The 26995-nt window shown below is 38.9% G+C and carries 27 protein-coding genes; 9 read left to right on the forward strand and 18 right to left on the reverse strand.

The genetic code is table 11. The annotated features are described in order from the left end of the window. Window positions 1-3: 3 nt before the first annotated feature. The gene (hisS, locus tag BIZ36_RS09250) at window positions 4-1380 is read left to right on the forward strand and encodes a histidine--tRNA ligase (protein WP_187457613.1); all 1377 of its coding nucleotides are present in this window, start codon (window positions 4-6) and stop codon (window positions 1378-1380) included. On the opposite strand, the gene BIZ36_RS09255 is transcribed toward hisS, so the two are convergent. Continuing rightward, window positions 1375-1923 carry an NUDIX hydrolase gene (locus tag BIZ36_RS09255; protein ID WP_187457614.1) on the reverse strand — a complete coding sequence of 183 codons (549 nt, stop codon included), beginning with the start codon at window positions 1921-1923 and terminating at the stop codon, window positions 1375-1377. The two genes, hisS and BIZ36_RS09255, sit on opposite strands and share 6 nt — an antisense overlap. 33 nt (window positions 1924-1956) lie before the next feature. Continuing rightward, window positions 1957-3045 (reverse strand): M42 family metallopeptidase, encoded by a 1089-nt coding sequence (locus BIZ36_RS09260; protein WP_187457615.1) that lies wholly within the window; start codon window positions 3043-3045, stop codon window positions 1957-1959. 104 nt (window positions 3046-3149) lie between these two features. On the opposite strand from BIZ36_RS09260, the gene BIZ36_RS09265 reads away from it, so the two are divergent. Next, window positions 3150-3836, forward strand: coding sequence for a DUF4294 domain-containing protein (locus BIZ36_RS09265; protein WP_187457616.1), 687 nt, complete (start codon window positions 3150-3152; stop codon window positions 3834-3836). Window position 3837: 1 nt separating this feature from the next. On the opposite strand, the gene BIZ36_RS09270 is transcribed toward BIZ36_RS09265, so the two are convergent. The 9 genes from BIZ36_RS09270 to BIZ36_RS09310 form a co-directional block, all read right to left on the reverse strand. Continuing rightward, window positions 3838-4086, reverse strand: a complete 249-nt coding sequence (locus BIZ36_RS09270) for a DUF6095 family protein (RefSeq protein WP_353616834.1) — start codon at window positions 4084-4086, stop codon at window positions 3838-3840. A 1-nt stretch (window position 4087) separates the two neighbouring features. Then, window positions 4088-4924, reverse strand: coding sequence for a DUF4249 domain-containing protein (locus BIZ36_RS09275; RefSeq protein WP_187457617.1), 837 nt, complete (start codon window positions 4922-4924; stop codon window positions 4088-4090). A 3-nt stretch (window positions 4925-4927) separates the two neighbouring features. Continuing rightward, window positions 4928-7327: a TonB-dependent receptor gene (locus tag BIZ36_RS09280; protein ID WP_187457618.1), complete on the reverse strand. Its 2400-nt coding sequence runs from the start codon at window positions 7325-7327 to the stop codon at window positions 4928-4930. A 109-nt stretch (window positions 7328-7436) separates the two neighbouring features. Then, window positions 7437-9656, reverse strand: coding sequence for an NADP-dependent isocitrate dehydrogenase (locus tag BIZ36_RS09285; protein WP_187457619.1), 2220 nt, complete (start codon window positions 9654-9656; stop codon window positions 7437-7439). Between the two features lie 735 nt (window positions 9657-10391). Continuing rightward, a complete protein-coding gene (gene rplS / locus BIZ36_RS09290) occupies window positions 10392-10742 on the reverse strand; it encodes a 50S ribosomal protein L19 (protein WP_187457620.1) in 351 nt (116 codons plus the stop codon). Between the two features lie 121 nt (window positions 10743-10863). Then, on the reverse strand, window positions 10864-11538 hold the full coding sequence (trmD, locus tag BIZ36_RS09295; protein ID WP_187457621.1) for a tRNA (guanosine(37)-N1)-methyltransferase TrmD: 675 nt from the start codon (window positions 11536-11538) through the stop codon (window positions 10864-10866). A 9-nt stretch (window positions 11539-11547) separates the two neighbouring features. Further along, on the reverse strand, window positions 11548-12003 hold the full coding sequence (locus BIZ36_RS09300) for a GNAT family N-acetyltransferase (protein ID WP_187457622.1): 456 nt from the start codon (window positions 12001-12003) through the stop codon (window positions 11548-11550). A 47-nt stretch (window positions 12004-12050) separates the two neighbouring features. Next, window positions 12051-12671 carry a tRNA (guanine-N1)-methyltransferase gene (locus tag BIZ36_RS09305; protein ID WP_187457623.1) on the reverse strand — a complete coding sequence of 207 codons (621 nt, stop codon included), beginning with the start codon at window positions 12669-12671 and terminating at the stop codon, window positions 12051-12053. 250 nt (window positions 12672-12921) lie between these two features. Next, window positions 12922-14304 (reverse strand): S1C family serine protease, encoded by a 1383-nt coding sequence (locus BIZ36_RS09310; RefSeq protein WP_187457624.1) that lies wholly within the window; start codon window positions 14302-14304, stop codon window positions 12922-12924. A gap of 193 nt (window positions 14305-14497) precedes the next feature. Here BIZ36_RS09310 and dapF point away from each other — a divergent pair, with 193 nt between their 5' ends. The 4 genes from dapF (at window position 14498) to BIZ36_RS09330 (ending at window position 17616) form a co-directional block, all read left to right on the forward strand. Next, complete coding sequence (gene dapF, locus BIZ36_RS09315) at window positions 14498-15274, forward strand: diaminopimelate epimerase (RefSeq protein WP_187457625.1); 777 nt, start codon at window positions 14498-14500, stop codon at window positions 15272-15274. Then, window positions 15274-15807, forward strand: a complete 534-nt coding sequence (locus BIZ36_RS09320; RefSeq protein ID WP_187457626.1) for a GNAT family N-acetyltransferase — start codon at window positions 15274-15276, stop codon at window positions 15805-15807. Before dapF ends, BIZ36_RS09320 begins: the two co-directional genes overlap by 1 nt. Beyond that, a complete protein-coding gene (gene mltG, locus BIZ36_RS09325) occupies window positions 15797-16840 on the forward strand; it encodes an endolytic transglycosylase MltG (RefSeq protein ID WP_187457627.1) in 1044 nt (347 codons plus the stop codon). Before BIZ36_RS09320 ends, mltG begins: the two co-directional genes overlap by 11 nt. A 146-nt stretch (window positions 16841-16986) precedes the next feature. Continuing rightward, window positions 16987-17616, forward strand: a complete 630-nt coding sequence (locus BIZ36_RS09330) for a hypothetical protein (RefSeq protein ID WP_187457628.1) — start codon at window positions 16987-16989, stop codon at window positions 17614-17616. Between the two features lie 64 nt (window positions 17617-17680). Here the strand turns inward: BIZ36_RS09330 and BIZ36_RS09335 are convergent, their stop codons facing one another. The 3 genes from BIZ36_RS09335 to dnaA are packed head-to-tail and all read right to left on the reverse strand — an operon-like array spanning window position 17681 to window position 20298. Further along, the gene (locus BIZ36_RS09335; RefSeq protein WP_187457629.1) at window positions 17681-18403 is read right to left on the reverse strand and encodes an SAM-dependent methyltransferase; all 723 of its coding nucleotides are present in this window, start codon (window positions 18401-18403) and stop codon (window positions 17681-17683) included. Window positions 18404-18418: 15 nt separating this feature from the next. Beyond that, window positions 18419-18871 (reverse strand): low molecular weight protein-tyrosine-phosphatase, encoded by a 453-nt coding sequence (locus BIZ36_RS09340; RefSeq protein WP_222937330.1) that lies wholly within the window; start codon window positions 18869-18871, stop codon window positions 18419-18421. A 2-nt stretch (window positions 18872-18873) separates the two neighbouring features. Further along, window positions 18874-20298, reverse strand: a complete 1425-nt coding sequence (gene dnaA / locus BIZ36_RS09345) for a chromosomal replication initiator protein DnaA (protein ID WP_187457630.1) — start codon at window positions 20296-20298, stop codon at window positions 18874-18876. Between the two features lie 205 nt (window positions 20299-20503). On the opposite strand from dnaA, the gene BIZ36_RS09350 reads away from it, so the two are divergent. Next, a complete protein-coding gene (locus tag BIZ36_RS09350; protein ID WP_187457631.1) occupies window positions 20504-20902 on the forward strand; it encodes an acyl-CoA thioesterase in 399 nt (132 codons plus the stop codon). A gap of 1 nt (window position 20903) precedes the next feature. Here the strand turns inward: BIZ36_RS09350 and BIZ36_RS09355 are convergent, their stop codons facing one another. The 4 genes from BIZ36_RS09355 to ribD are packed head-to-tail and all read right to left on the reverse strand — an operon-like array spanning window position 20904 to window position 24035. Beyond that, complete coding sequence (locus BIZ36_RS09355) at window positions 20904-21515, reverse strand: IMPACT family protein (protein ID WP_187457632.1); 612 nt, start codon at window positions 21513-21515, stop codon at window positions 20904-20906. Then, entirely contained in the window at window positions 21515-22384 is an 870-nt protein-coding gene (locus BIZ36_RS09360) for an EamA family transporter (protein WP_187457633.1), read from the reverse strand. The genes BIZ36_RS09355 and BIZ36_RS09360 overlap by 1 nt, the downstream gene beginning before the upstream one ends. After that, entirely contained in the window at window positions 22385-22990 is a 606-nt protein-coding gene (locus tag BIZ36_RS09365) for an HAD family hydrolase (protein ID WP_187457634.1), read from the reverse strand. Next, window positions 22983-24035 (reverse strand): bifunctional diaminohydroxyphosphoribosylaminopyrimidine deaminase/5-amino-6-(5-phosphoribosylamino)uracil reductase RibD, encoded by a 1053-nt coding sequence (gene ribD, locus BIZ36_RS09370; protein ID WP_353616831.1) that lies wholly within the window; start codon window positions 24033-24035, stop codon window positions 22983-22985. The genes BIZ36_RS09365 and ribD overlap by 8 nt, the downstream gene beginning before the upstream one ends. 102 nt (window positions 24036-24137) lie before the next feature. On the opposite strand from ribD, the gene prmC reads away from it, so the two are divergent. Together prmC and ligA are read left to right on the forward strand one after the other, a co-directional pair. Continuing rightward, window positions 24138-24986, forward strand: coding sequence for a peptide chain release factor N(5)-glutamine methyltransferase (gene prmC / locus BIZ36_RS09375; RefSeq protein ID WP_187457636.1), 849 nt, complete (start codon window positions 24138-24140; stop codon window positions 24984-24986). An 11-nt stretch (window positions 24987-24997) separates the two neighbouring features. After that, window positions 24998-26995, forward strand: coding sequence for an NAD-dependent DNA ligase LigA (ligA, locus tag BIZ36_RS09380; protein ID WP_187457637.1), 1998 nt, complete (start codon window positions 24998-25000; stop codon window positions 26993-26995).

Genomic DNA, 26995 nt, shown 5'->3' on the forward strand with positions numbered 1-26995 from the left:
TAAATGGCCCAGAAACCAGGAATACCAAAAGGAACAAGAGATTTTTCACCCTCGGAAGTACAAAAGCGCAACTATATTTTCGGTATTGTACGTAAGCATTTTGAAACTTTTGGATTTCAACCTATAGAGACGCCCTCTTTTGAAAACTCCGAAACCCTAATGGGTAAGTACGGGGATGAAGGTGACCGTCTGATTTTTAAAATATTGAATTCTGGGGATTATCTAAAAAAAGTGGATGAAGCCACTTATGGGGCCAAGGATGCAGGAAAAATGACCCCAAAAATTTCCGAGAAGGCCTTGAGGTATGATCTTACCGTACCCTTTGCTCGTTACGTGGTCATGCACCAAAACGAAATAGATTTCCCCTTCAAACGCTACCAGATTCAACCTGTCTGGAGGGCAGACAGACCGCAAAAAGGTAGGTTTAGGGAGTTTTTTCAATGCGATGCGGATGTGGTCGGAGCCAATTCGCTTTTGCAAGAAGTGGAATTGGTACAGTTGTACGATGCTGTTTTTACCGATTTAAAGTTGGAAGGCGCTACCATTAAAATGAACAACCGTAAAATCCTTTCGGGTATTGCCGAAGTTATTGGCGCTCAAGACCTTTTAATTGATTTTACCGTTGCCCTGGATAAGTTGGATAAAAAAGGCGAGGAAGGTGTCAAAAAAGAAATGTCGGAAAGGGGATTATCTGCACAAGCAATCGCCAAGGTAGAACCCTTGTTTTCTTTATCCGGAAGTAACCTGGAACAACTTCAGGCCCTTAAAAAAATGCTAAAAGATTCCGAAATTGGAACTAAAGGCGTTGAAGAGTTGCAATTTATAATAGAAACTGTTGAAGAATTAGGACTCCAGTCCGCTAATCTGGCTATTGATGTCACTCTCGCGAGAGGATTGAATTACTATACCGGAGCCATTTTTGAAGTCGCAGCCCCCAAAGGTGTAAAAATGGGATCCATAGGTGGAGGTGGAAGATACGATGACCTCACCGGAATTTTTGGAATGAAGGATGTGAGTGGTGTTGGAATTTCTTTCGGATTGGACCGTATCTATCTGGTGCTTGAGGAGTTGAATTTATTCCCTCAAGAAATCGACCAATCCCTTCAAGTATTATGCCTCAATTTCGGCGACAAAGAATCCCAAGCAGCACTGAAATTAGTGACCGAACTACGTAAGAATGGCATTAAAGCCGATTTATATCCTTCATCGGCCAAAATAAACAAGCAATTTAAGTACGCCAACAATAGAAATGTACCTTACGTAATTTCGATTGGTTCACAAGAATTGCAAGATGGGGAATTCACGGTAAAAAATATGCAAAGTGGGGAGCAAGTTAATTACGCGCTATCAACACCCAGGGTCTTTATTGAAAATCTATAAGCGTTTTTTTATTTCGGTAGTAATAGTTTTGTAATAATCAAGGGAATGTCTTACGTATTTCTTTAGATTGGCCATTCCCCAAGTTTCTTGAGCGAAAGTAATAAGTGGCATTAACGCTAAATCGTTTACTTCACTTTCTTGCCTGGTAAGCTTGTGTAAGGGAACTTTGAGTTTGCATAGAAAAACATGGTTAAACTCATTGTCTATAAGACTCTCCGAGTGCTTGTGAAATGATTTAAATACTCCGATTTTCTCAAGGTCATTGCTATCAATTTTCAAGCCTATTTCTTCCTGTACTTCCCTAACTGCTGAATCTAGCATATCTTCTCCGGCTCCAATATGGCCTGCCACCGAAACATCCCAGAGTAGGGGATGCGTGTCCTTATTTGCCGCTCTTTGCTGCAAAAGTATTTGTCCGTTTTCGGTATAAAACCAAACGTGAACCGATTGATGATACCAGCCGTTTTTATGAGCCTCCGATTTCATAGCTGTTTTGCCGGTCAAATTCCCTTGGGAATCCAAAATGTCTATAAGTTCATCCATATAAAAAACCCTCCAAAAAGGAGGGCGATTTTATTAATCAAAATAGCTGAAGGTTTCTCCTTCTTCAATATTAAGCAAGGTTTCGTAAATAAGTCTGATTACATTTTCCACATCATCTTTATGTACCGTTTCCACGGTGGTATGCATGTATCTGAGGGGCAAAGAAATCAAGGCAGATGCAACCCCGCCATTGCTATAGGCAAAGGCATCGGTATCAGTTCCGGTAGACCTAGAAGCTGCCATACGTTGAAAAGGAATTTTATTGGCTTCGGCCGTTTCAATAATTCGCTCCCTTAATTTATTTTGTACCGCAGGCGCGTAGGAAATGACGGGACCAGAACCAATTTCAGTATGCCCTTGGGTTTTTTGTTCGATCATCGGGGTAGTGGTATCATGACAAACATCTGTAATGATGGCCACATTGGGCTTAATGGTCTGGGTGATCATCTCCGCTCCACGAAGGCCAATCTCCTCTTGTACGGCATTGGTTATGTAAAGTCCGAAAGGCAATTTTTTCTTGTTCTCGTGTAATAGTCGGGCAACTTCGGCCACCATAAATCCACCAGCTCTGTTATCGATGGCCCTACAAACGAACTTATCGTTGTTGAGAATTTTGAATTCATCCGGGTAGGTAATAACACATCCAACATGAACACCCATTTTTTCAACTTCTTCTTTGTTCTTGGCACCTATATCGATAAAAATATTGTCCAGTTTTGGAGGCTCTTCCTTAGATTTATCACGGGTGTGAATGGCCGGCCATCCAAAGATGCCCTGGACTACGCCGTTCTTAGTATGAATTTTTACCCATTTAGAGGGTGCAATTTGGTGGTCACTACCACCATTTCTAATTACATACAAAAGTCCGTTATCCGTGATGTAATTTACATACCAGGAGATTTCATCAGAATGCCCTTCAATAACCACCTTATACTTGGCATCTGGGTTAATGACACCCACAGCGGAACCATAGGTATCGGTGATGAATGTATCTACGTACGGTTTTAGATAATCCATCCAGATTTTTTGTCCCTCCCATTCATAACCGGTAGGGGACGCATTGTTGAGATATTTTTCAAAAAACTCGAGCGACTTTTTTGTTATTATTTTCTTATTAGCCATTTAAATTAGATTTACCTACAAACTTAGCAATATTCACTTTTAATTAATAATAAGCGTTCTTAATTATCGTTAATTTTGGCAAGGCTTTTGCACTTTTACGCGCTATGAAAAACATCTTGTTTTATTTGTTTTTAGTCGGATTACCTTTTGTAGGTGTTGCTCAAATTGAAGAGCAGCCTATAGATTCCCTTACGGAAAAAATGATTATTGTTGAAGGAGACTCCATATTTAGGAGTTCTATAGACTTGGATGAAGTATATCTTTTTGGAAGGCTGAAATTTGGTTCCTATAAGGAGAAACTCAGATATTATATTTTAAGAAGAAAGACCATAAAGGTGTATCCTTATGCAAAGTTGGCAGCGGAAAGGTTGGTAGAACTCAATGACAGCATTTCTCAAATTACGAAAAAAAGACACCAAAAGAAGTATACCAAAAAGGTTCAAAAATTTATAGAGGAGGAGTTTTCGGAAGAACTTAAAAAACTGACGCGTACCGAGGGCCAAATTTTGGTTAAACTCATTTACAGGCAGACCGGAGAAACAGCCTTTGATCTTGTAAAGGAACTACGTAGCGGATGGCGGGCATTTTGGTATAATACCACAGCAAGTATGTTCGATATTAGTTTGAAGGAAGAATTTCACCCAGACCAAGTACATGAAGATTACCTAATTGAGGATATACTACAGCGAGCATTTGCCTCGTACCGTTTGGATAGGCAGGAATCCGTTCTGGATTATGATTATGCCCAATTGAGCAATAAATGGTCTTTAAGCGGTAAACGCGAGAAATAATTTATTTCTTTTTTGTTCCAAACAGGGAATCCAACAATACCTTTATACTGTAAAAACCCATGGCAATGGCTGCTATACCCAGAATTAGCCCAATAATCAGGACTGGCCAAAAAAGAATATTTTCTTGATTTTTAAAGGCTTGGTATAAAACTATAGGTGCCAAAAACATGAGTGCCACGGTGTATGCCAAGAATTTTATTCCTTTAATCAATAAGTCTTTGTCCGTATGTTTTTGCTTGTTTTCCCCCACCTTATTCAATGGTTATGGATTGGGAGAATGTTTGGCACACGGCAAAATAACCTAAAGCAAAGTTTTCTCGTGGATTGCTATTGTCTGAAATATTTAGGATGTTTCCTCTTACCGTAGCGGAAGGGGTTTGAAAAGGTCCTTGATCTCCACCGGCTTGTACGATAACCTGATTCATATAATTGAAAAAAGTCTCGTCAACCCCCAAAAGGCTGATTTCAACTTCTCGGCCAGCTTCTACGTCATCGTCATAAAAATAGGAGAACTCAAAAGTTTGCCCTTGATAAAACTCATCTTCGGAAACCAAGTATTCATTAAAGTCAAAATCGAACAAATAATAGTCATCCCTATTTCCGTTGTCCGTAAATGAAATAACGATTTCTGTTTCGTCACCGGAGAAAAGGCTTCCTTCACCTTGAATTAAATTGTCTATGGGCACAGCGGGAACGTAATTGGTAACTGCCCTATAGTTCTCTCCTTGAAAAGAAATGGTGAGTACCAGTTCACCTCCGTTGGTGAAAAAATCAGTATCTTTTGAACCTTCATATCTTCCGGAAGGGGATTGTACTAGGTCCAAAAAATTATCTTCCGAAGGATTTTCCGGAATATAAGAATCATTGGTTATTCTAATTTCCTCTAAATCCGCTGTTTGGGTATCATCGAAAAAATTACTGGTAAGACCTACCTGAAATGAAACATTGGTATTACTACTGCTTTCATCTACCCTAATGAGACCATCTACAAAAAGCCGTGGACTTTCTGTTGGGGTATCAATTTCAACGACATCTTCACAGGAGGCTAGAAATAAAAGTATGGCGAGCAAAAAATAAATCTTCCTCATCTTCTAAAACTTAAAATTATAGGTTACGGCCGGTACAAAACCAAAAATACTTGTTCTAACAGCTTCGTTCTGTCTGGTATCCGGATTACGGCTGAAATTGATAGAAGCTGCATTTCTTCGGTTATAGACGTTATATAGGCTAAAGACCCATTCGCCCTTCCAATTTCTGTCAATGTTCTTTTTAGGTGTCATAGTAGCCGATAGATCCAATCGATGATAGGCCGGGAGACGCTCCTCATTTCTTAAGCCATAGAAAGGAACCGAAAGACCTTGAAATTCAAATTGTCCAACAGGGTAATTGGTAGGTTGACCTGTCTGATATACAAAATTAGAATTGAAGCTCCATTTACTATTAAGTTCATAAGTGCCGTAAAGAGAAATGTCATGGGTCTTGTCATAAGGGGTGTTGTACCATTCCCCGAAATTTATTCCGGTTTCATTTGGCGAAATGCCGTTGTTAACCGTTGCTTCCCTGCCAGGGGTACGTTGTTCGGATTTGGACAAGGTGTATGCCAACCATCCCTGGAACCGGCCTTCATTCTTTTTTAAAAGTAACTCCCACCCGTAGGCACGGGCTTCCCCATTTAGAATAACCTGTTCAATGGCGTCATTTGCAATAAGGTTGGCACCGTCAATGTAATCTATACGGTTTTGGATATCTTTATAAAAAAGCTCCGTTTCCAAGGAGTACTCTCCTTCCTTTAGATTTCTAAAATAGCCCACGGCATATTGATCCAGTTTTTGAGGTTCAATAAAAGGTCCGCTAGGTGTCCAAACATCCAAAGGGGTAGGGGAGCTGGTGTTGCTCAATAAATGAAGGTATTGCGCTAGTCTCGTATAACTGGCCTTGAAAGAATTATCATCGTTTAAGGTATAGGCCAAAGAAACACGGGGTTCAAAATTAGAATAGGTAGCCAAACTTGAACTTCTTTCAGGATTGGAAACTGAAATAGGTTCAGCTTCCTGGTAAATTAATAACTCAGGGTCAAATGAAACGGGATTATTATTGGCATATTCATTTAATTCATCTTGACCCAAGCGAACAAAGTTGCTAAAACGTAGGCCGTAATTAAGGCTTAGTTTGCCGGTAATGTCATGTTCCACGTCTACATAGGCAGCAAATTCATTCGCATATTTCTGTATTAATTGGTCTTCTACAATCCCAGAATTGTCATTACTTGGTTCAATTTTTCCTGGATTGAATCTATAGTATATATTGTTTAATCCATAGTTGACCTGCAACTTATCGTTCACATAATGCTTGAGATCATATTTTATATTAAAATTCTGAATACCGGAGTTCCAATTGAAACCCACAAAATCTAATTTTAGTCCGTAATAGTAATCCGAATAAATCAGAGAAAGATTGGAGAACAATTTATCCGAAAACAAATGGTTCCACCTAAAGTTTCCCACGGCATTGCCGTAGGTATTTACAAAGCTATCACTTATGCCAAAGACGTCCCTACCAAAATAGCCTGATAGGAAAATACTATTTCGCTCGTTGATATTGTAATTAAGTTTCGTATTTAGGTCATAGAAGTATGCGGTATTGTCAACATCGAACAAGGGTAGAAATAAATGAGCGTAAGAAGCACGGCCTCCTACTAGAAATGCCGCTTTGTTCTCAATGATCGGACCTTCTACCAGTAATCTACTAGCAACCGCACCAATACCTCCATTTACCTTAATTTCCTTACTGTTGCCCTCTTTCTGAAAAATATCAAGTACAGATGAAACCCTACCTCCGTAACGAGCTGGAATTCCACCTTTATAAAGCTTTAAATCCTTGATGGCATCTGGGTTAAATACCGAAAAGAAACCGAATAAGTGCGATGAGTTAAAAATGGTAGCCTCGTCGAGAAGAATAAGGTTTTGGTCTACCGCACCACCACGTACATTAAAACCGGAGGCACCCTCTCCGGCATTCGTAACCCCGGGAAGCAAGAGAATGGATTTAATAACATCTGCTTCGCCAAGAATTACCGGAATTTTCTTAATAGTTTCAACGGACATGGCGTTCACGCTCATTTGAGGCTTTCTAATATCCATTTTTTCAACGTCTTCCGTAATAATTACTTCATCCAATTCTTCGGCAGCCTCTGCCATCTGAAAATTGAGCTTTTGATTTTCAGAAAGGTCTATAGTTTTTACAATGTCCTGAAAGCCCAAGTAACTCACTTGAATTTTGTATTCACCTGCTGGTAAACTAATGGAGTAAAAGCCGTATTCATTGGTGGTTACACCCGTTCTAAGATCTGGAACGGCTATGGTAACGCCTATCAACGTTTCATTGCTGGACTCTTCAGAAACGGTTCCACTAAGTGTAAATCGTTGTTGTGCAAAGGAGTGGTGTAGGACCAAGAACAATAGAGGAAGTAGAAACTTAATCTTATGGGGCATTCAGAATCTTTTTATAAAAATAGTTAGAAATGGCAAGTCCCTATAGATAATGTCAAAAAAAAGCTCTCTATAGCTTGATAGAGAGCTTTTTTAATTTATATGAGCCATTTTAGATAGCGTCCAAAATAGCGTTTAGCGTCTTACTTGGTCTCATTGCGGCAGCGGCTTTATCAGAATCTGGAAGATAGTAACCTCCCACATCCTTTGTGCTTCCTTGACTTTCAATTAGTTCTTTTGCTATTTGTTCCTCTTTGGAACTCAATTCTCCATAAACTTTTTCAAAAGTAGCTTTTAGCTCGGCACTTTTATCTTGATTGGCCAAGGCCTCTGCCCAATAAAGTGCTAGGTAGAAATGGCTTCCGCGAGTATCTATTTCCATCACTTTTCGTGAAGGTGATTTATCATTGATCAGGAATTTCTCGGTAGCGCTGTCCAATGCATCACCTAAAATTCTCGCTTTGGCATTATTGTTCTTCTCTCCGTAGAAATCAAGGGAAACGCCCAAAGCCAAGAATTCTCCTAGGGAATCCCAACGAAGGTGGCCTTCTTCCATAAATTGCTCTACGTGTTTTGGAGCTGATCCTCCTGCTCCTGTTTCAAACAATCCTCCACCGTTCATCAATGGCACTATGGATAGCATTTTAGCACTAGTACCAACTTCAAGAATAGGAAACAAATCCGTTAAATAATCCCTAAGCACATTTCCGGTTACCGAAATGGTGTCTTTGCCTTCTTTCATTCTTTGCAAAGAGAACTCAGTAGCTTCTTTAGGAGCAAGAATTTTGATTTCCAGACCTGCTGTTTCATGGTCTTTTAGGTACATATTTACCTTTTTGATCAATTCAGCATCATGGGCACGGTTTTCATCTAGCCAGAATACAGCCGGTACTTCCGTAGCCTTTGCTCTGGAAACGGCCAATTTAACCCAGTCTTGAATAGGGGCATCCTTTACCTGGCACATACGCCAAATGTCTCCCTTTTCTACTACATGCTCAATAAGCATTGCATTGCTGTTTACATCTACAACCTTTACACTGCCGGAATTGGCAATTTCAAAGGTCTTGTCATGTGAGCCATATTCCTCCGCTTTTTGGGCCATTAAGCCCACATTGGGTACGGTGCCCATAGTGGTAGGGTCAAAAGCCCCGTGTTCTTTACAAAAATCGATTGTTGCGGTATATACATCTGCATAACTGCTATCAGGTATGATGGCCTTAGTATCTTGTGTATTACCTTGGGCATTCCACATTTTACCTGAATTACGTATCATTGCGGGCATAGAGGCATCAATAATGATATCACTGGGCACGTGCAAATTGGTAATACCCTTATCGGAATTTACCATGGCCAAATCGGGACCGTGCTCAATGGTCTGTTCAATATCTTTTTCTATTTCGGCTTTTTTAGCAGCTGGAAGGTCATTCAATTTTGAAAAGAGATTTTCCAAACCATCATTGGAGCTAATACCAACAGAAGCAAAAGTTTCTGCGTGCTTGGTAAAAACATCTTCAAAATAAGCCTCTACCGCATGACCAAAAATAATGGGATCCGATACCTTCATCATGGTAGCTTTCATATGTAGCGAGAAAAGAACGCCTTTGTCCTTGGCATCTTTCACTTGCTCCTTAAGAAAAGTCATAAGTGCAGCTTTTCTCATAACGGTGGCATCAATAATTTCACCGGCCAATAAAGCAATATTATCTTTTAGAACCTTTACCGAACCATCTTCTTGACTCAGTTCAATTCTCACCTTCGTAGCCGCATCAATCGTAAGGGACTTTTCATTGCTTTTAAAGTCTTCTTTACCCATAGTGGCAACGTGGGTTTTACTGTCCTTACTCCAAGCCCCCATAGAATGAGGATTTTGTTTGGCGTAATTCTTAACCGCACGAGGAGCTCTTCTGTCCGAGTTTCCTTCCCGTAAGACAGGGTTGACAGCACTACCTTTAATTTTATCATATCTAGACTTTACATCCTGCTCATTATCATTGCTAGGGTTGTCTGGGTAATTGGGCAATGCATACCCTTTTGCCTGTAACTCTGCAATAGCTTCTTTTAACTGAGGAATGGAAGCACTAATGTTTGGGAGTTTGATAATGTTAGCTTCTGGTTTCTTTGCTAGCTCACCCAGTTCCTCCAAATCATTGGAGATTCTTTGCTCTTCTTTAAGATAATCTGGGAAATTGGCGATTATTCTTCCGGCAAGCGAAATATCTTTGGTTTCAAGGGTTACATCGGCGGTTTTAGAGAAGGCTTTTACAATTGGCAAAAATGACTGAGTTGCCAAAGCAGGAGCTTCATCGGTCTTCGTATAAAATATCTTAGACATGTATTGTTAGGAGTTTAATTTAAAGCGGAGCAAATATACAATTTTATGTTTTGTTACTAACAATATGAGAAAAGCCTTTGAATAGGAGAAATTATTTAACGAATACTGTTTATTTAGTGTAGAAAGATTAAGGAAAATCCAATGAATGGTGAGTAGATAATACCCGGTATAAAAAAAGCCATATCATTGTATAAATACATTGACATGGCTTTTAGAAATAGTTGTCAAACTTTCGTGTCTACTTTCTGTAGATCGGCAACCATTGATTGCGTTTGCATGGCTATTTCATACGTTTGAAAAATTCTTTTAAACAGGTATCACCCAATTCTACTTAAATTTTTCTTCTTGTTGTCCAAATGATCTTAAGAGCAACTGCATAAACTCTAAGTTTAAATACAAGTTGGTAAGTACATCCACATCGTATTTCCAAAAAACGACAGTCCCAAGGAAAAATGCTCGCCATCTTTGCGTCCGTTTACAAATGCCTTCATAAGCACGCTAGGCTAAACAACAATATAAAGAACGTTCACTTTATAACGATTATCAAAATTATCCATCGACAGGTTTTATTTCTCAATCGCATTACTAATATACAAATAAAAAGTATACCCCTTGCTTTTTTAACAATTTAAAAATCAACTGTTTATAAACAGTGGTTGTAAACAATTGTTGACAAAAAAAATCCCTGTTAAATCATATAATTTAACAGGGATTAATTTATGTAGGTAAATTAGCTTAGGAACGAACTTCCTTAATACGAGCTTTTTTACCGGTAAGACCTCTAAAGTAGAAAATACGGGCTCTACGAACCTTACCTTTTTTGTTTACTTCTATTTTTTGTAAGGCTGGCATATTAATAGGGAAGATACGCTCTACACCTACGGTACCAGACATTTTACGAATGGTAAAGGTTTCTGTTGCACCCGTACCTCTTCTTTGGATAACTACTCCTCTAAAGAACTGGGTTCTGGTTTTTTCTCCTTCCTTAATTTCGTAATAAACTGTGATAGTATCACCTGCTGAAAATGCAGGGAACTCCTTTTTTGGAACAAACTCGTCCTCAACGAATTTTAACAATGCTTCCATGCTTGTAATTTATGGTTTAATATAAAGCAACATTCACGATTTTCGTCAGAGGTTGATTTAACAGGTTGCAAAATTACGCTATATTCTATAACCTACAAGAAAATTTTTAATTTTTGAAGATTTATTTTAAAAGGTCTGGTCTAAGACGCTGTGTTCTGTCCAGTGCTTGTTTTTCTCGCCACTTTTCTATTTTTGGGAAATTACCACTTAGAAGTAAGTCCGGAACTTTCATTCCTTTATAATCTGCTGGTCTTGTATAAACTGGTGGAGCCAACAAATTATCCTGAAACGAATCTGTAAGTGCCGATGTTTCATCGTTCAATACTCCGGGAAGCAAGCGTATCACAGCATCGCAAAGTACGGCGGCCCCCAGTTCACCACCGGACAATACATAATCACCAATGGAGATTTCCTTAGTTATAAACTTGTCCCTTACCCGTTGGTCAACTCCTTTGTAATGTCCACATAGTATGATGATATTTTCATGCAATGAAAGTTGGTTGGCTAATTTTTGATTCAATGTAGTTCCATCGGGGGTCATATATATGACTTCATCGTACGTGCGTTCTTTCTGTAAGCTTGATATGCATTTGTCTATAGGTTCGATCATAAGAACCATACCGGCCCCGCCACCGTATTGGTAGTCGTCAACCTGTTTGTAGGTATTATCCGTATAGTCCCTAAGATTATGAAAATGAACCTCTACAATACCCTTTTCTTTGGCCCTGCTTAAGATTGAAGCGTTAAAGGGACTTTCCATTAATTCTGGCAAGACGGTAATAATATCTATTCGCATAGCAGAACTTTAGTTGGTAACTTGTTTGGATGTCCAAAAATAATGAAAGTAGCCAGCATCTTTTTCCCATCCCAATTTTTCATACAGACTTTGGGCAGGATTGTCGTGGGCCGTTTCTAGGGAAATACCTTTGAAATTTTTTTCCGTACAGAGTTTTTGAGCTTGAAGCAAAAGAGCTTCTCCAACGCCGTTTTTTCTATGTTCAGGGTCCACAAATATGTCATTTAAAATGTAGGCCGTTTTTAGACTTACGGATGAAAAGGTGGTATAAAGTTGAGTGAAACCTATAGCCTTTTCATTTTCGTAGGCCATATAGATAACTGACTCGTCATTTAAAAAACGTTCTGTTAGAAATTCCAAAGCCTTATCTTGATCGGACTCTTGTTTATAAAAAACCCTGTAGGCATCAAAAAGGGGCGCTACATCTTCCAAGTGTTCCCTTTCGGCTCTTATAATCTTAAACATAGCGTAATTTGGTGTTTAAAAGAAAAAAGCTCCGTGAGGAGCTTTCGTTATTTTTGTTTCTTGTATCTGTTGATTTCGTCCTGTAGCTGCCTGCTTATTCTTTGTTCCCTTTCCAAGGCCCTGCGTCTGTGGTCCTCATATTCGGTTTCTAGTTCCGCCAGATTGGTTTTGGCCTCTTGGGTCAATACATTGCTATTTCTGAACTTGTAAATAAAGAATAAGAGGAAAACCAGTAAACATCCAATAACAGACCATAAAATACTGTTATACGTACTTTTGGAAACCATAATTCCCAAAAATGACATGCTGTCTTTTTCTTCGGTAACAGAAGTCAGGTTATTGGTGGTTTCCTCCAATTTTTCATTTAAGGAGGCAATTGTGGATTCATGACCTGCTATAGTTTGCTTTAGCTCTGCAGCTCTTTTGTTGTATCCGCTTAACGTATCAAGAACATTTTGTCTTAATTTATCCAAGGAAATGGTTCTTACCACTTCGTATCGCTTGCCATCTGCACGGTAATTACCAGATTTGCTATACACAAATTCAAATTGGCTATCAATTGGACCTTTGTCCAATGAGAGTTCATCCTGTTGTTCCTCTTCTTGAGCAAATTGTAGGTTGAAAGTAAATAAGGCCGCTATAAGTAACAGTAGTCTAAAACCTTTCATGTTCTAATGAGTCTTTGGAGTTATTTTATTAGAGGGAGCTAAAGTAATTGAATAATATCAATTAAGAAAAAAATTTGCGAATAAGCTTTTGTCCCTGTTATCGCTCAAAACTGTTGTTGTCATATAATACGATTAAAATGAGTTAAAAAGATTATGACGGCAATTATATTTTTTTGTTCATTGGTAATATTCGAACTAAAAGAGGTAATTCCAAAAAAAACGCTCCCTAAATGGAAGCGCTTTTTTTCAATTATTGGAATATGAGTCGTTCCCTTTCGCCTTTTTCGTTGATCATGGTTATGATAGTTCTACCTCTTTTTGAAATTCTGCCAAAAAGAACTTTTGCCTCCTCAATATCATTAATTTCCTCATCATCTAAAGAGAGAAGAACCTTTCCATCTAGACCGTAGCCTCTATAAATTTCAGGAACCCCAACCACTTTTACACCTTTTCTAGTCCTGAATTTTTTCATATCCTCTTTGGAGAGATTTTTTATTTCAAGGCCCATGTTGGGTACCGTTATCACTTGACGTTTCTTTAAAACCACTGGCACGGTCAATAGTTCCTCATTTCTATTTATAGTAACTTGTACCGTGTCCGAAGGTCTTTTGGAAGAAAGGTAGCCTGTTAGATCCGCAAATTTTCTAATTTTTATATCATCAATTTGCTTAATAACATCACCTTCCCTTAAGTCCGCTTCTTGAGCTCCTGTATCTTCTTCCACTCCGGAAATATAAACACCCTCAATTTGGTTAATACCTTTTTCAACGGCGTAAGGAGTGTTGGCCCTTGCAGCACTAATTCCTAAAATTCCCTTTTGAACATTGCCGTACTCCAATATATCGTCCACTACTTTTTTAGCAATATTACTAGGTACTGCAAAAGAGTAACCTACGTATGACCCTGTCTGTGAGGTAATAGCAGTGTTAATGCCAACTAAATCACCATTGGTATTTACCAAAGCACCACCACTATTTCCTGGGTTTACGGCAGCATCTGTTTGAATAAAGGACTGGTCTATCTTACCTAAGTTCCTTGCCTTGGCACTTACAATGCCTGCGGTAACTGTAGAGGTTAAACTAAAAGGATTACCTACTGCCAATACCCATTCTCCCACGCGAACATTATCCGAATCTCCAAAAGCTAGATAAGGCAAATTCCTATCCGCTTCAATTTTTAATAGGGCAATATCGGAATTGGGGTCGGTACCTATCAATTCTGCATCATATACCTTATTATTATTGAGCATGACCTGTAGTTGGTCTGCATTATCGATCACATGGTTGTTGGTCACGATATATCCGTCTTGGGAGATAATAACACCTGAGCCCGTACCTACTTGAGGCCTAGAGCTACTGCCGTGGCCGTAAAAGAAATCCAAATAGCTGCTTCCGCCCCGGTTTATAGATACATTTTTTACGTGTACGACCGCGTTTACGGTTGTTTCGGCGGCAGACGTGAAATCTACCTCATTAATTCCTGCAGTGGGGGTATAACTTGTTTGGAAGACCGATCCCTGGTCATTTTCCGAAACTATGGTGTAGTTGGGTTTTTCAAAAAATACTTTATATGCTCCTAGGGTCAATGCCCCCGCAAAAAGAGCCGTAAGAAATGTACTTGCTATTCTCTTCATCTTAATGCATTTGTTTTTTGGTTTGCTTTAAATGTTAAAATTAGTTTTTTCAACTAACTGGCATAAAGTCTTTAACTACATTTTAACTGCTAAAATAATCTTAATCAGTAGATTGTGAAATGGTTTAGACCTTTGTATATAGGCCAGAAACTGAATGGTTTAAAATCTTATATTTGTTGCTTCATTTTACGCTATGCTACTTACTTTTTATAAATACCAGGGAACGGGAAATGATTTTGTAATGATCGATAATCGTTCGCTTAATTTCCCCAAAAAAGATACCAAATTAGTTGCTTCGCTTTGTGACCGAAGATTTGGCATAGGAGCAGATGGTCTTATTTTATTGGAGAATGACGAAATGTCAGATTTCAACATGGTCTATTACAATGCTGATGGTAAAGAAGGGTCTTTGTGTGGTAATGGCGGTAGATGTACCATTGCTTTTGCGAAGTATCTTGGCATTATTGAAAATGAAACCACTTTTAATGCCGTTGATGGCTTACACAACGCTTCTATTGATAATGAACTCGTAAGCTTGCAAATGCAGGACTTGTCCGATATCAAAATGAAACCTAATTATGTGTTTCTAAATACCGGTTCTCCCCATCATGTGCAGATGGTTAAGAACATTCAATCTTTTGATGTGTTCTCGGAAGGTAAAAAACTTAGATACGGTTTGTATGGGCAATCCGGTAGTAATATCAATTTTGTTGAATCAATTACTGAAGATGAATTTGCCGTAAGAACTTATGAGCGTGGAGTGGAAGATGAGACACTTTCATGTGGAACTGGGGTTACCGCTGCGGCTTTAGCCATGCACCATCAGCAAAAAACAACATCTACCGAAGTGAAAATTAAGGTCCAAGGTGGGAACCTTATGGTTAAATTTTCTAAAGACGGCGATACGTATAGGAACATTTTTTTGACAGGCCCCGCAGAGCAGGTATTTAAGGGTGAAATAACCATTTAATGCTTCTACTTAAAAGCGACACCATATTTTTAAGGGCACTTGAGCCAACCGATTTGGATTTTCTGTACCATCTAGAAAACAACCCTGATGTATGGGAAATAAGCGGTACTACAACGCCGTATTCCAAGTTTGTTTTAAAGCAATATCTTGAAAATTCGCATAGGGATATTTACGAGGTGAAGCAATTACGATTAGGTATTTGTAATTTGCAAGAAGAACTTTTGGGGTTGGTTGACCTGTTTGATTTTGACCCTAAAAACAACCGAGTAGGTTTGGGTATCATCGTATTAAATTCAAAAGATAGGAACAAAGGGGTAGGCAGGCAGGTGATAAATTTAATCTGTAATTATGCCTATAAAGTTCTGGATGTAAAACAATTGTACGCGAATGTGCTTGAAGAGAACGAAATGAGTTTGCACTTGTTCAAAAAAATGGGGTTTCGGGAAGTTGGAGTAAAACGAGACTGGATATATTTCGACGGTCAGTATAAGAATGAAGTTTTGTTGCAAAAAATAAAGGATAATGTACATTAAAAAAATTCTACTTTTTATAGTATTGATAGGATTGGTTGTTGGGGGGATTTTTTCCTATTTTATTTATAACGCCATTTTTGTGTCCAATACCTCATTTAATAATGAGGAGGCTTATTTGTATATACCTTCGGATGCCAATTTTAATGAGGTTAAGAGTCTTGCGGCCCCTTTATTGGAAAATTTGGAGACTTTTGAGCAGGTTGCCAAACGAAAAGGTTATGCTTCCAACGTAAAACCTGGAAAATATGCTATTAAAAAAGGAATGAACAACAATGATATTATTAATACCCTAAGGGTAAATAATATTCCGGTGCGGGTCTCCTTTAATAATCAAGAAACTTTAGAGGACTTGGCAGGAAGGATTTCCGAGCAAATAGAGGCGGATAGTCTTTCATTGCTAAAAGCTATGAACGACAAGGAGTTTCTAAAAACGAATGGTTTTGGCGAAGCGACCAAATTGGCAATGTACCTTCCCAACAGTTATGAGTTTTTTTGGAATACCTCCGGAGTTGAATTCAGGGAGCGTATGGCCAAGGAATATCAAAAGTTCTGGACATCGGAAAGAAAAACAAAGGCAGAGAAAATGAACTTAACACCGGAAGAAGTCATAACCTTGGCGTCTCTGGTACATAAAGAAACGGCTAAAGTAGATGAGCGACCCAAGGTGGCCGGACTATATCTAAATAGAATAAGAAAAGGTATGTTATTACAGGCCGACCCAACCGTTATTTACGCACTTAAAAAGGAGGCCAATGATTTTGATATGGTTATCAAAAGGGTATTGTACAGAGATTTGGAATTGGATTCTCCCTATAACACCTATAAATATGCAGGGCTTCCTCCAGGTCCAATTGCAATGCCGGATATTTCGGCAATCGAGGCCGTACTGAATCCTGAGAGTCATGATTATCTATATTTTGTTGCAGACGTGGAGAATTTTGGCTACCACAAGTTCGCCAAAACCTTGGCTCAACATAACCGAAACAAAGTGCAGTACGTCCAGTGGATCAATGCACAAAAAATCAACCGATAGTCTTTTTGTCGGAATTTTAAGACTTTTTAACTAATTCGCTGTCTTTTTAACGAAGATTTCTAAACAATAACTTAAAACTGGGGTAACTTTGCCGGCTGTGAAATCTATGCAGGGATTTTTCTCGTAAGTCATAGGAAAAGCAAGATATGAGAAAGTGGCTAAGTTATTCAAGCCCCCTGATCATTACCGCTGTTTTAATGAGTTTTGCATTTAAGCCAAAAGTGGCCAAGGTGCCCGAAACTCTTAAAGTGACCGAACCTACTTTGGTTTTGTTCCCCAAAAACAAGACCATACCTAAGAGCATGCTAATGGCACCTCCCTTTTTAGGGAGTACGTACATTGGCTTTAAAGAGGCCTTGGCATTCAAAGAATCCCAAGGTAATTATTTTACCACCAATACCCTTGGGTATTTGGGTAAGTATCAATTTGGAATTGGTACCCTGCAATTAATGGGAGTTTACAATGCTACGCGCTTTTTGAACGATCCTATATTACAGGAAAAAGTGTTCCATACAAATATCTCTAGAAACAAGTGGATTCTTAGAAGAGACATCCCACGTTTTGTAGGAAAAGAGATCAATGGAACCGTGATTACGGAATCTGGAATATTGGCTGCCGCCCATTTGGCGGGAGCAGGAAATGTAAAGAAGTACCTTCGTTCCTGGGGTGCATATGATGTGGCGGACAGCTATGGTACTAGTATCGCCAAATATATGCGCAAGTTTTCAGGTTATGATGTGTCTCACATTATCCCTAAGCGAAATCCTAAAGTTTAGTTTTCGCTAAAAATATGTAGTATATATGAAAATGGAGGAACCCTGGCTTTGAGCTAGGGTTTTTTTATGCTTGGATTATAAAAATGGCAGGTCTTTTATGAAGGTCAACGGATTCTTTGGCCCATTGTTCAACGGGTAGCGTTTTGATGAATTCCGAAGCTAGCGTAATATCACAGGCAATGCAAAGTTTCGTCGTTGGTCTCAGGGTCTTTATAAGTTCTATAAGTAATTTATCGTTTCTATAGGGGGTTTCAATAAAGACTTGTGATTGCTTCTTTTCTGTTGATGTTCTTTCAAAGCTTTTAATGGCCTTTTTTCTTTCACTTTTGTCAATAGGTAAGTACCCGTTAAAAGCAAAACTTTGCCCATTCATTCCACTTGCCATCAAGGCTAGAAAAATAGAGGAGGGGCCAACCAATGGTACGGGCGTTATGCCTTTTTCATGCGCTAATTTTACTACATCTGCACCGGGATCAGCTATACCAGGGCAACCGGCCTCTGACAAAACACCCACGTCCTTTCCTGATAAACATGCTTCCAACATCAGTGGAATTTCTTCGGGCTCTGTGTATTTATTTAGAACGTGAATGGACAAACCGGGCTGTGATTTGCGAGGACTTATTTTTTTTATAAAATGTCTGGCCGTCTTTTCATTCTCAACAATGTAGTGCTCTATTTTCTCAATGGCCTGTTTAACGGAAAGCGGCAATACTTCCAAAGGTTCATTATCTCCCAGTGTTGTTGGAATCAGGTATAATTTTCCAAAATTTGAATTTGTGCTTTCCATTCGCTCAAAAATAGTTTAAAGCTTTTTGGCAATGGCCTCACATGCCGTGTCTATGAGATTGTAAACATTCTGGAATCCATTGTCATCCCAATAAGGGTCCGGGACCTCCTGAACAGGGAGATTTACTTCAGAAAGCAATAATTTTACCTTTTGTTGGTCAGCTTTGGTTTTGGCCTTTGCGATAATGTTACCATAATTGCTCTTATCCATGGCATAAATTACATCAAAATTTTCAAAATCTGTTTCAGTAAATTGTCTGCAACGTTGATTTTCAATATGAATACCGTGGGACCGGGCAACAGCAATGGACCTAGGATCGGGTGCGTTTCCAATATGGTAGCCGCCCGTTCCTGCAGAATCTACAAAAACCCTGGCTGAATCAACTTTGTTCTGTAAAATACCTTCGGCCAAAGGGGAGCGGCAAATATTGCCCAAGCAAACCATTAACACCTTGGTCTTCGTATTCAAAATCAGGTAAACTTTTTGGTGAGATCTTCAATGTACTTCCTAAACTGCTTGTCAGTTTCGGCAAGATTGTCTACCGTTTTGCATGCGTGCAGAACTGTAGCGTGGTCTCTTTTTCCAATTTGGGAACCTATACTGGCCAAAGAGGCTTTGGTAAATTTTTTGGCAAAAAACATAGCCAGCTGCCTTGCTTGTACAATATGTCTTTTGCGTGTTTTTGATTGTAAGGTAGCTACGTCCATTTCAAAGTAGTCAGAAACTACTTTTTGAATGTAATCGATTGAAACTTCGCGCTTGGTATTCTTAACGAACTTTTCTACTACCTGTTGGGCGAGTTCCAATGTTACCTCTTTTTTATTAAAGGATGACTGTGCTATTAATGATATAATAGCTCCTTCCAATTCCCTTACATTGGTCTTGATGTGCTTTGCTACGTGGTCTATAATTTCCTCCGGCATTTCAACACCATCACGATACAATTTGTTCTTTACAATGGAAACACGCGTTTCGTAATCCGGACTTTGTAGTTCTGCACTTAGTCCCCATTTAAATCTGGACAATAGACGCTGTTCAATATCCTGCATGTCTACTGGTGCTTTGTCCGAAGTAAGGATAACCTGCTTCCCATTTTGGTGCAAATGGTTGAAAATATGGAAGAAAACATCTTGGGTACCTGATTTGCCGCTCAAAAATTGAACATCATCAATAATCAACACATCTATTAATTGATAGAAGTGGATAAAATCATTTCTGGTATTCTTTTTTACGGATTCAATGTACTGCTGAGTAAACTTTTCCGCTGAAATATAAAGTACGGTACGCTCAGGATATTTGTCCTTTATCTCCACACCAATGGCATGTGCCAAGTGCGTTTTTCCCAATCCAACGCCTCCAAAGACCAATAATGGATTAAAGGAAGTGCCTCCAGGTTTGTTGGCAACCGCCATACCGGCGGATCTGGCCAATCTATTGGAGTCTCCTTCCAAAAAGTTGTCAAAGTTGTAGTTGGGATTAAGCTGGGATTCTATCTTAATGTTCCTAATACCTGGAATTACAAATGGGTTTTTTAGTTCAGGGTTTTTGGATTTAATTGGAACGTCCATTTCCTGGGGTCCCATATTGCCTCTGTTGGTACTTGGAATTTTCTCCGTAAAAGGTTCTTTATTCCCGTAGGTGTTTTCCATACGGATGATGTAGACCAATTTTGCGGTTTCACCCAGTTCTTTTGTAAGGGCCACTTTGAGAAGCTTTACATAATGCTCCTCTAACCATTCGTAAAAAAACTTACTAGGTACTTGTATGCTCAAGGCATTTTCCGCTAACTTAATTGGTTTAATTGGTTCAAACCATGTTTTATATGCTTGGGGTTGAATATTATCTTTAATGAACGCCAAACAATTTTTCCATACGGAATTAGCCGTAATACCCATCTTAAAGTTTCTCTTATTTTGTCGGTTAGTGATTTCGCAAGTCGGTGGAAAATACAAGGGGGATACCGTACTTTCTAGTGGGGCAAATATGTGAACAAAAAAGCTAAAAAAAAAATGGTAAGTCTATTGAATTTGACCTTTTTTTTTCGCATGTTCAGTGACACATTCGAAATCAATTAAATATATAGTTTTTACTTTAATATCAATGAAATTTAACAGAATTTCTTTCCGTGTTAGATACGGCGAAACGGATCAGATGGGAATTGTCTATCACGGGAATTATGCCCAATATATGGAGATGGGCAGGATTGAGTGGTTACGGGAGTTAGGAATTTCCTACAAAACAATGGAAGAAAACGGAATTATTCTGCCAGTTATTTCTCTTAGTTTGGATTTTAAGAAATCTGCCTATTATGATGATGAAATTACAGTGGAAACCAGACTGGTAAAAGAGCCTCTTGTGAAGATAGAATTTGACTATGTTTTAACCAATCAACATAGAGAAATAGTTGCTACTGGAAACACCGTTTTGGCTTTCTTGAATTCTGAAACCAGAAAACCTATAAAATGTCCTGATGAGATTTTAAGTAAAATACGGACTTAACTTAAATTTCCCTGATTTTGACTTGATGGAGGCCTTCAAAGATTTGAAGAGTAGCAGAGGCATCACTTTGCCTCACTGATATTCTTGTTTTACAGTCCAAGCTCATTTCTTGGGAGAGAATTTCCAATTGCTTCTGTTTGATTGTTCGCATAACTATGTCCATTTTATCATAGGCAAAAGTCAATTCAAATTGAGTTTGAAGTGTTTTCTCAATAATTTTAGAGGATTCCAATGCCATTTGCGCAGCTGTTTTATAGGCAGAAATCAATCCGCCAACTCCTAATTTGGTACCTCCAAAGATTCTGGCTACCGCTACTAGAACATTGGTGACTTCAAAAGATTGAATTTGTCCATAGATAGGCATCCCCGCAGAATTATTGGGTTCCCCATCATCATTGGCCCTGTATCTTGTTTCCTTTATTCCAATTTGCCAGGCATAGCAGACATGGCCGGCCGAAGAATGCTTTTTACGGAGTTCTTCAATGATTTCCTTTACTTCATCTTCCGTATTAATTGGAAATACTGAGCCGTAAAACTTGCTTTTTTTCTCTTTAAAGAGGATTTCGTCTGAGGCTTTTTCTACTGTTTTAAAGACATCGCTTCTAGGTTCCATTAGAACAAAGCTACAAGTAATATGCTAACTACGGCTAAAGCAACGCCAAGCCAGTTTTTAGCACTTAATCTTTCTTTGAATAAAAGAATCCCCAATAAGGTAGAAAACAGCACAATGGCTACATTATTAATGGTAAAAACAGAAGCACTATTCAATCCATTGCTTTTAAGCGCCTTCAATAAAAAGTAAATGGAAAAATAATTTAGTGTTCCCAAAGCCACTCCGGCCAAGATATTCTTCACTGAAAATTGAAAGGGTTGCTTTTTTATTTTTTTGACCAGAATGATTATTAATCCAATAAATGCCGCTGCTCCAAATACCGTTGCGGAGAATATGGGGAAATCGTTTTCATGCACCATTCTCTCTTGGATAAATTTTAAACTTGTGTCAATAATACCAGAACCTAAAAAAACTCCCAAGGGAAAAAGCCAAGAAATATTTTGAACTTTTTGTACCCTGGTTTCCTTTATGGAGGTATAATATACAGCAAGTAAGGCAATTAAAATACCAACAACTTTAAGGGTTCCCAGTACTTCGTTATATATAATTACTCCAAACACTACAGGAACCACTAAGGACATTTTAGTTGCTACCGAAGTTACGCTTACCCCCATTTTTTGGGTAGTGGCAGCCATAAGATTAAAGATGGCGATAAAAAGAATGCCCAAGGCAAGTGTCCCTAAAAACCAAGGTTTACTGGGGAGCTGTTCAAGGGTTATATCGCCATTGTAAAATATGATACCACAGGTACAGGCTACCGCGTAGTTGAAAATAATAGCCTGTAAGGTATTTATTTTAAAGGTTTCAAAAAGTTTGAATACTACAAAGATGAGGCTCGCACATAAAATGCTTAGGAGTAAATAAAGCATTTAAAGCTTAGAGTTAAGTTCTAAAATTGTTTCTTTGCCCACTTGCAGGTTCCAGCAGTATATTCCCAATTCAGTGGCCGCATCGGTATTCTCTTTGGTATCGTCAATAAAAAAGGTCTCCTCAGCCACAAGGTTATTTTGGTCTAATATGAACTGATAGATTTCCGCATTGGGTTTACGTAAATTAATTTCGTGCGATAGATAGAATTTTTCAAAAGAGTTTTGAAAACGACGGTATTTTTCCATTCCCATAATTTTCTCTACATGTTCAATATGCAGGGCGTTTGTATTACTTAACAGAAAGGTTCTGTAGTTACCTTCTTGACTGATTTTTTCAATGAACTGGAGTCGTTCCTCAGGAAAATCCAACAACATACCGTTCCAAATGTTTTTTATTTGTTCTTTACTGGCTTGAGGATAAACTTCGGTCAGACCTGAAAGAAACTCATCCGAAGAAATTTGCCCTACTTCATATTGGTTGTTAAGCTGAATTAACTCTGGAGTAAGGGTCAGTTCTCCCCCAAATTTTTCCATCTCACGAAAGATAATTTGCTTGTCTAAATTGATGAAAACATCTCCAAAATCAAATATGATGTTCTTAATCATTATGGTATGTTTTTAGTTGGTCTCCCGTTATATTTTTTGTTTCAACAAGTCGCCCTGATATAAAAGGTGCTTTGATACCTTCTTTAAAAGTGGTGTTTCCGATAAAGATGCGAGCTTCGTCCCATAAATTGGTATCAATAAAGCATTTCAGGGTTTGCGCACCTCCTTCTATCAATACGCTGTTTATGTTGTTCCTAAAAAGGACTTCGCAAATCTGTTCTGCCAAATTTTCATTAAAGTCGATTTGTTGGTAGCTCAAGTTTTCTAGTGGATTCTCATCAATAATCTGTTCGGTCAAAACAAGCGTAGAAATGGTGCCATCCAATAAATGGGATTTTTTATCCAATTTCAGGTGGCGATCTAAAACCACCCGGATTGGGTTTTTTCCATACCACTGCCTAACATCCAATTTTGGGTTGTCTTCCAAAGCTGTTTTGGTTCCTACTAAAATACTCTGTTCTTGGCTGCGCCATTGATGAACCAATTGCCTTGAAAATTTGTTGGTAATCCAGTAGGGTTTAGGTTCATCGTCTCTTTTATCTTTTATAGGGGCCATAAAACCATCAGAGGTTTGTGCCCACTTTAAAATGATATAGGGCCTTTTCTTTTCTTGAAAGGTTAAAAAGCGCTTATGGTGGTCGCGGCACTCGGTTTCCATAATTTGAAAACGTACCTCTACACCAGCATCCTTTAACTTGGCAATACCTTTACCGGCCACTTTTTCGTGAGGATCCAAAAGACCTATGACCACTTTCGGTATTTGGTGTTTGATAATCATGTCGGCACAAGGGGGCGTCTTGCCATAATGACTGCAAGGCTCTAAGGTAACATACAATGTAGATTCACTTAATAATGTCTTGTTTTTTACAGAATTAACAGCGTTGACCTCTGCATGCGGACCTCCGTACGGACTGGTAAAACCTTCTCCAATGATTTTGGAATCATGAACAATTACGCAGCCCACCATGGGATTGGGAGCTGTAGTTCCCAGTCCGTTCTTTGCAATCTGCAGGCACCGTAACATGTATTTTCTGTGTATCTTCACCTCGTAAAAATAGTATAATAATTCTTGCTCAAAAGACTCTTTGCGGTCAGTTAGGTTTTTGCTTTCCAGACCGATTGAAAATGAGATGATTCCTTTACATAGATGCAGTTAAAAGAGATCAAACAAATATTTCATAAGGAATTGGAGGAGCTTTATCCTTTGGAGGAAATCGACAGTTTTTTTTACATCTTGATAGAACATTACCTAAATCTTGAAAGGTTTGTTCTGGCACTTCAGCCTAATCTAACCATTACAAAGGAAGAAGAACAGACTCTTTTTGAAGCTTTGAGCGGTTTGAAGTTAAAAAAACCCATTCAGCATATCATTGGAACAGCCCATTTTATGGATTTGGATTTGGTCGTGAATGAACATGTACTGATTCCTAGGCCAGAAACGGAAGAATTGGTACGCTGGATTCTAAAGGATTGTGAAAATAATGCAGAGTCCTTTCGAATTTTGGATATGGGGACAGGAAGTGGTTGTATTCCTATTTCTTTGGGAAAAAACTTGAAAAGCTCCACCATTCATGCTTTAGATATTTCGCAGAAAGCTTTAAGGGTCGCTAAGAGAAATGCGAAAATCCATCAAGTGGAAATTGAATTTATACAGGCCGATATGTTGGCGTATCCCAGTCTTGATTTGGTATTTGACCTTATTGTTTCAAATCCACCTTATGTGCGGGATTTAGAAAAGAAGGAAATGCATGGCAATGTCTTGGAACATGAACCTCACTTGGCTTTATTTGTTTCGAATGACGACCCCTTACTTTTTTATAGAAATATCATGTTGTTTTGTGAGAAGCATTTAAAGATAGATGGATGTCTGTATCTGGAAATCAATCAATATTTAGGAAAAGAAATGGTAACCCTTTTGCAGGAGCACAATTTTTCAGAAATTGAACTGCGAAAAGATATGTTCGGTAATGACCGTATGGTCAAGGCAGTTAAATAAAGAAAATAGCAATGAGTAGCAAGGAGCAAATAGAGACTTTACGGCAAGAGTTGCGAGAGCATAACTATAATTATTATGTGTTGGATTCGCCCACAATATCAGATTATGATTTTGATATGAAGCTGAAAGAGTTGCAGGATTTGGAGGCTAATTTTCCGGAATTTTACGATGCAACGTCCCCAACCTTGCGTGTGGGCGGAGAAATCACCAAAAATTTTGACACGGTGGTTCACAATAACCGAATGTATTCTTTGGACAATTCTTATTCCAAGGAAGATTTAGAAGATTGGGAGAAACGTATTCAGCGGATTTTGGGCGATGACCAAGTAGAGTTCACTTGTGAACTAAAGTATGACGGGGCTTCCATTAGTCTTACCTATGAAAACGGCCATTTGGTAAGGGCAGTTACCCGTGGTGACGGTTTTCAAGGCGATGATGTAACTACAAATGTCAAAACCATAAAATCGGTTCCGTTAAAATTGAAAGGCGACTATCCCGCGAAATTCGACATCAGAGGTGAAATTGTGCTGCCATTTGAAGGTTTTGCCCAAATGAACGCCGAAAGAATAGAAAATGGGGAAGAACCCTATATGAACCCCAGAAATACAGCTTCTGGAAGTTTAAAATTGCAAGATAGTTCAGTGGTAGCCTCACGACCATTGGATTGTTTGCTTTATGGGATTGTTGGAGAGGGAACCGGCATCAACAGCCAATGGGAAATGTTGGAAAAAGCACGTGAATGGGGATTTAAAGTACCTTCCGTAGCCAAATTGTGTAAGTCTACGGCAGAAGTTATGGACTTTGTAAACCAATGGGACTCGCAACGGCACAGTTTGCCTTACGAAACAGATGGGGTAGTGGTCAAGGTAAATAGTCTGCAACAACAAGAAGAGTTGGGTTATACAGCAAAAGCGCCCCGTTGGGCCATGGCCTATAAATTTAAGGCAGAGCAGGTATCAACAGTGCTTCATGAAATTACTTATCAAGTGGGGAGAACTGGGTCTATAACCCCGGTAGCGAATTTAGAGCCTGTTCTTTTGGCAGGAACAACCGTAAAAAGAGCCTCTTTGCATAATGCGGACCAGATTGCCAAATTCGATATTCGGGAACGGGATACCGTTTTTGTGGAAAAAGGAGGGGAAATCATTCCAAAAATTGTGGGAGTTGATTTTACCAAACGTCCCCAAGATTCGGAGCCTACACGGTACATTGAAAATTGCCCAGAGTGTGGAACGCCTCTATTGAGAACCGATGGCGACGCGAAGCACTATTGTACCAATTACTATGGTTGTCCGCCACAGATAACCGGTAGAATTCAGCATTTTATTTCTAGAAAGGCCATGGATATTGAAGGTCTGGGCGGAGAAACTGTGGAACTGCTTTATAAAGAAGGTTTGATTACCAATTATGCCGATTTATACGAGCTGACCAAAGAGCAGCTTTTGCCCTTGGAGCGTATGGCGGAAAAGTCTGCCGAGAATTTGGTGAACGGAGTGAAAGCTTCGGTGCAAATTCCTTTTGAAAGGGTATTGTTTGCTTTGGGAATTAGGTTTGTTGGTGAGACAGTTGCCAAAAAATTGGCAAAAGCCTATAAAAATATTGATGCCTTAATGGCGGCTTCGGCGGAAGAATTAATGGCAATCAACGAAATTGGAGAACGTATCGCGCATTCCGTAGTAGAGTTTTTTGCCAACGAGAGCAACTTGGAAATCGTTTCCCGATTAAAAAGTTACGGAGTACAATTTTCCCTTTCTGAAGAACAGCTACAAAACCAGACAGATAAATTAAAGGGCTTGACGGTGGTGGTTTCAGGGGTGTTTGAAACGGTAAGTCGTACAGAATTAAAAAAACTAATTGAAGATAATGGCGGAAAGGTTGGCTCCAGTATTTCTTCCAAAACGTCTTATCTAGTGGCGGGAGACAAAATGGGACCTAGCAAAAGAACAAAGGCCGAGTCATTATCGGTACCCATTATAACGGAAAAGGAATTTCTGGAAATGGTACAATAA

It is taken from the genome of Cytophaga sp. FL35 (genome assembly GCF_014349235.1).
Taxonomy (GTDB): domain Bacteria; phylum Bacteroidota; class Bacteroidia; order Flavobacteriales; family Flavobacteriaceae; genus Euzebyella.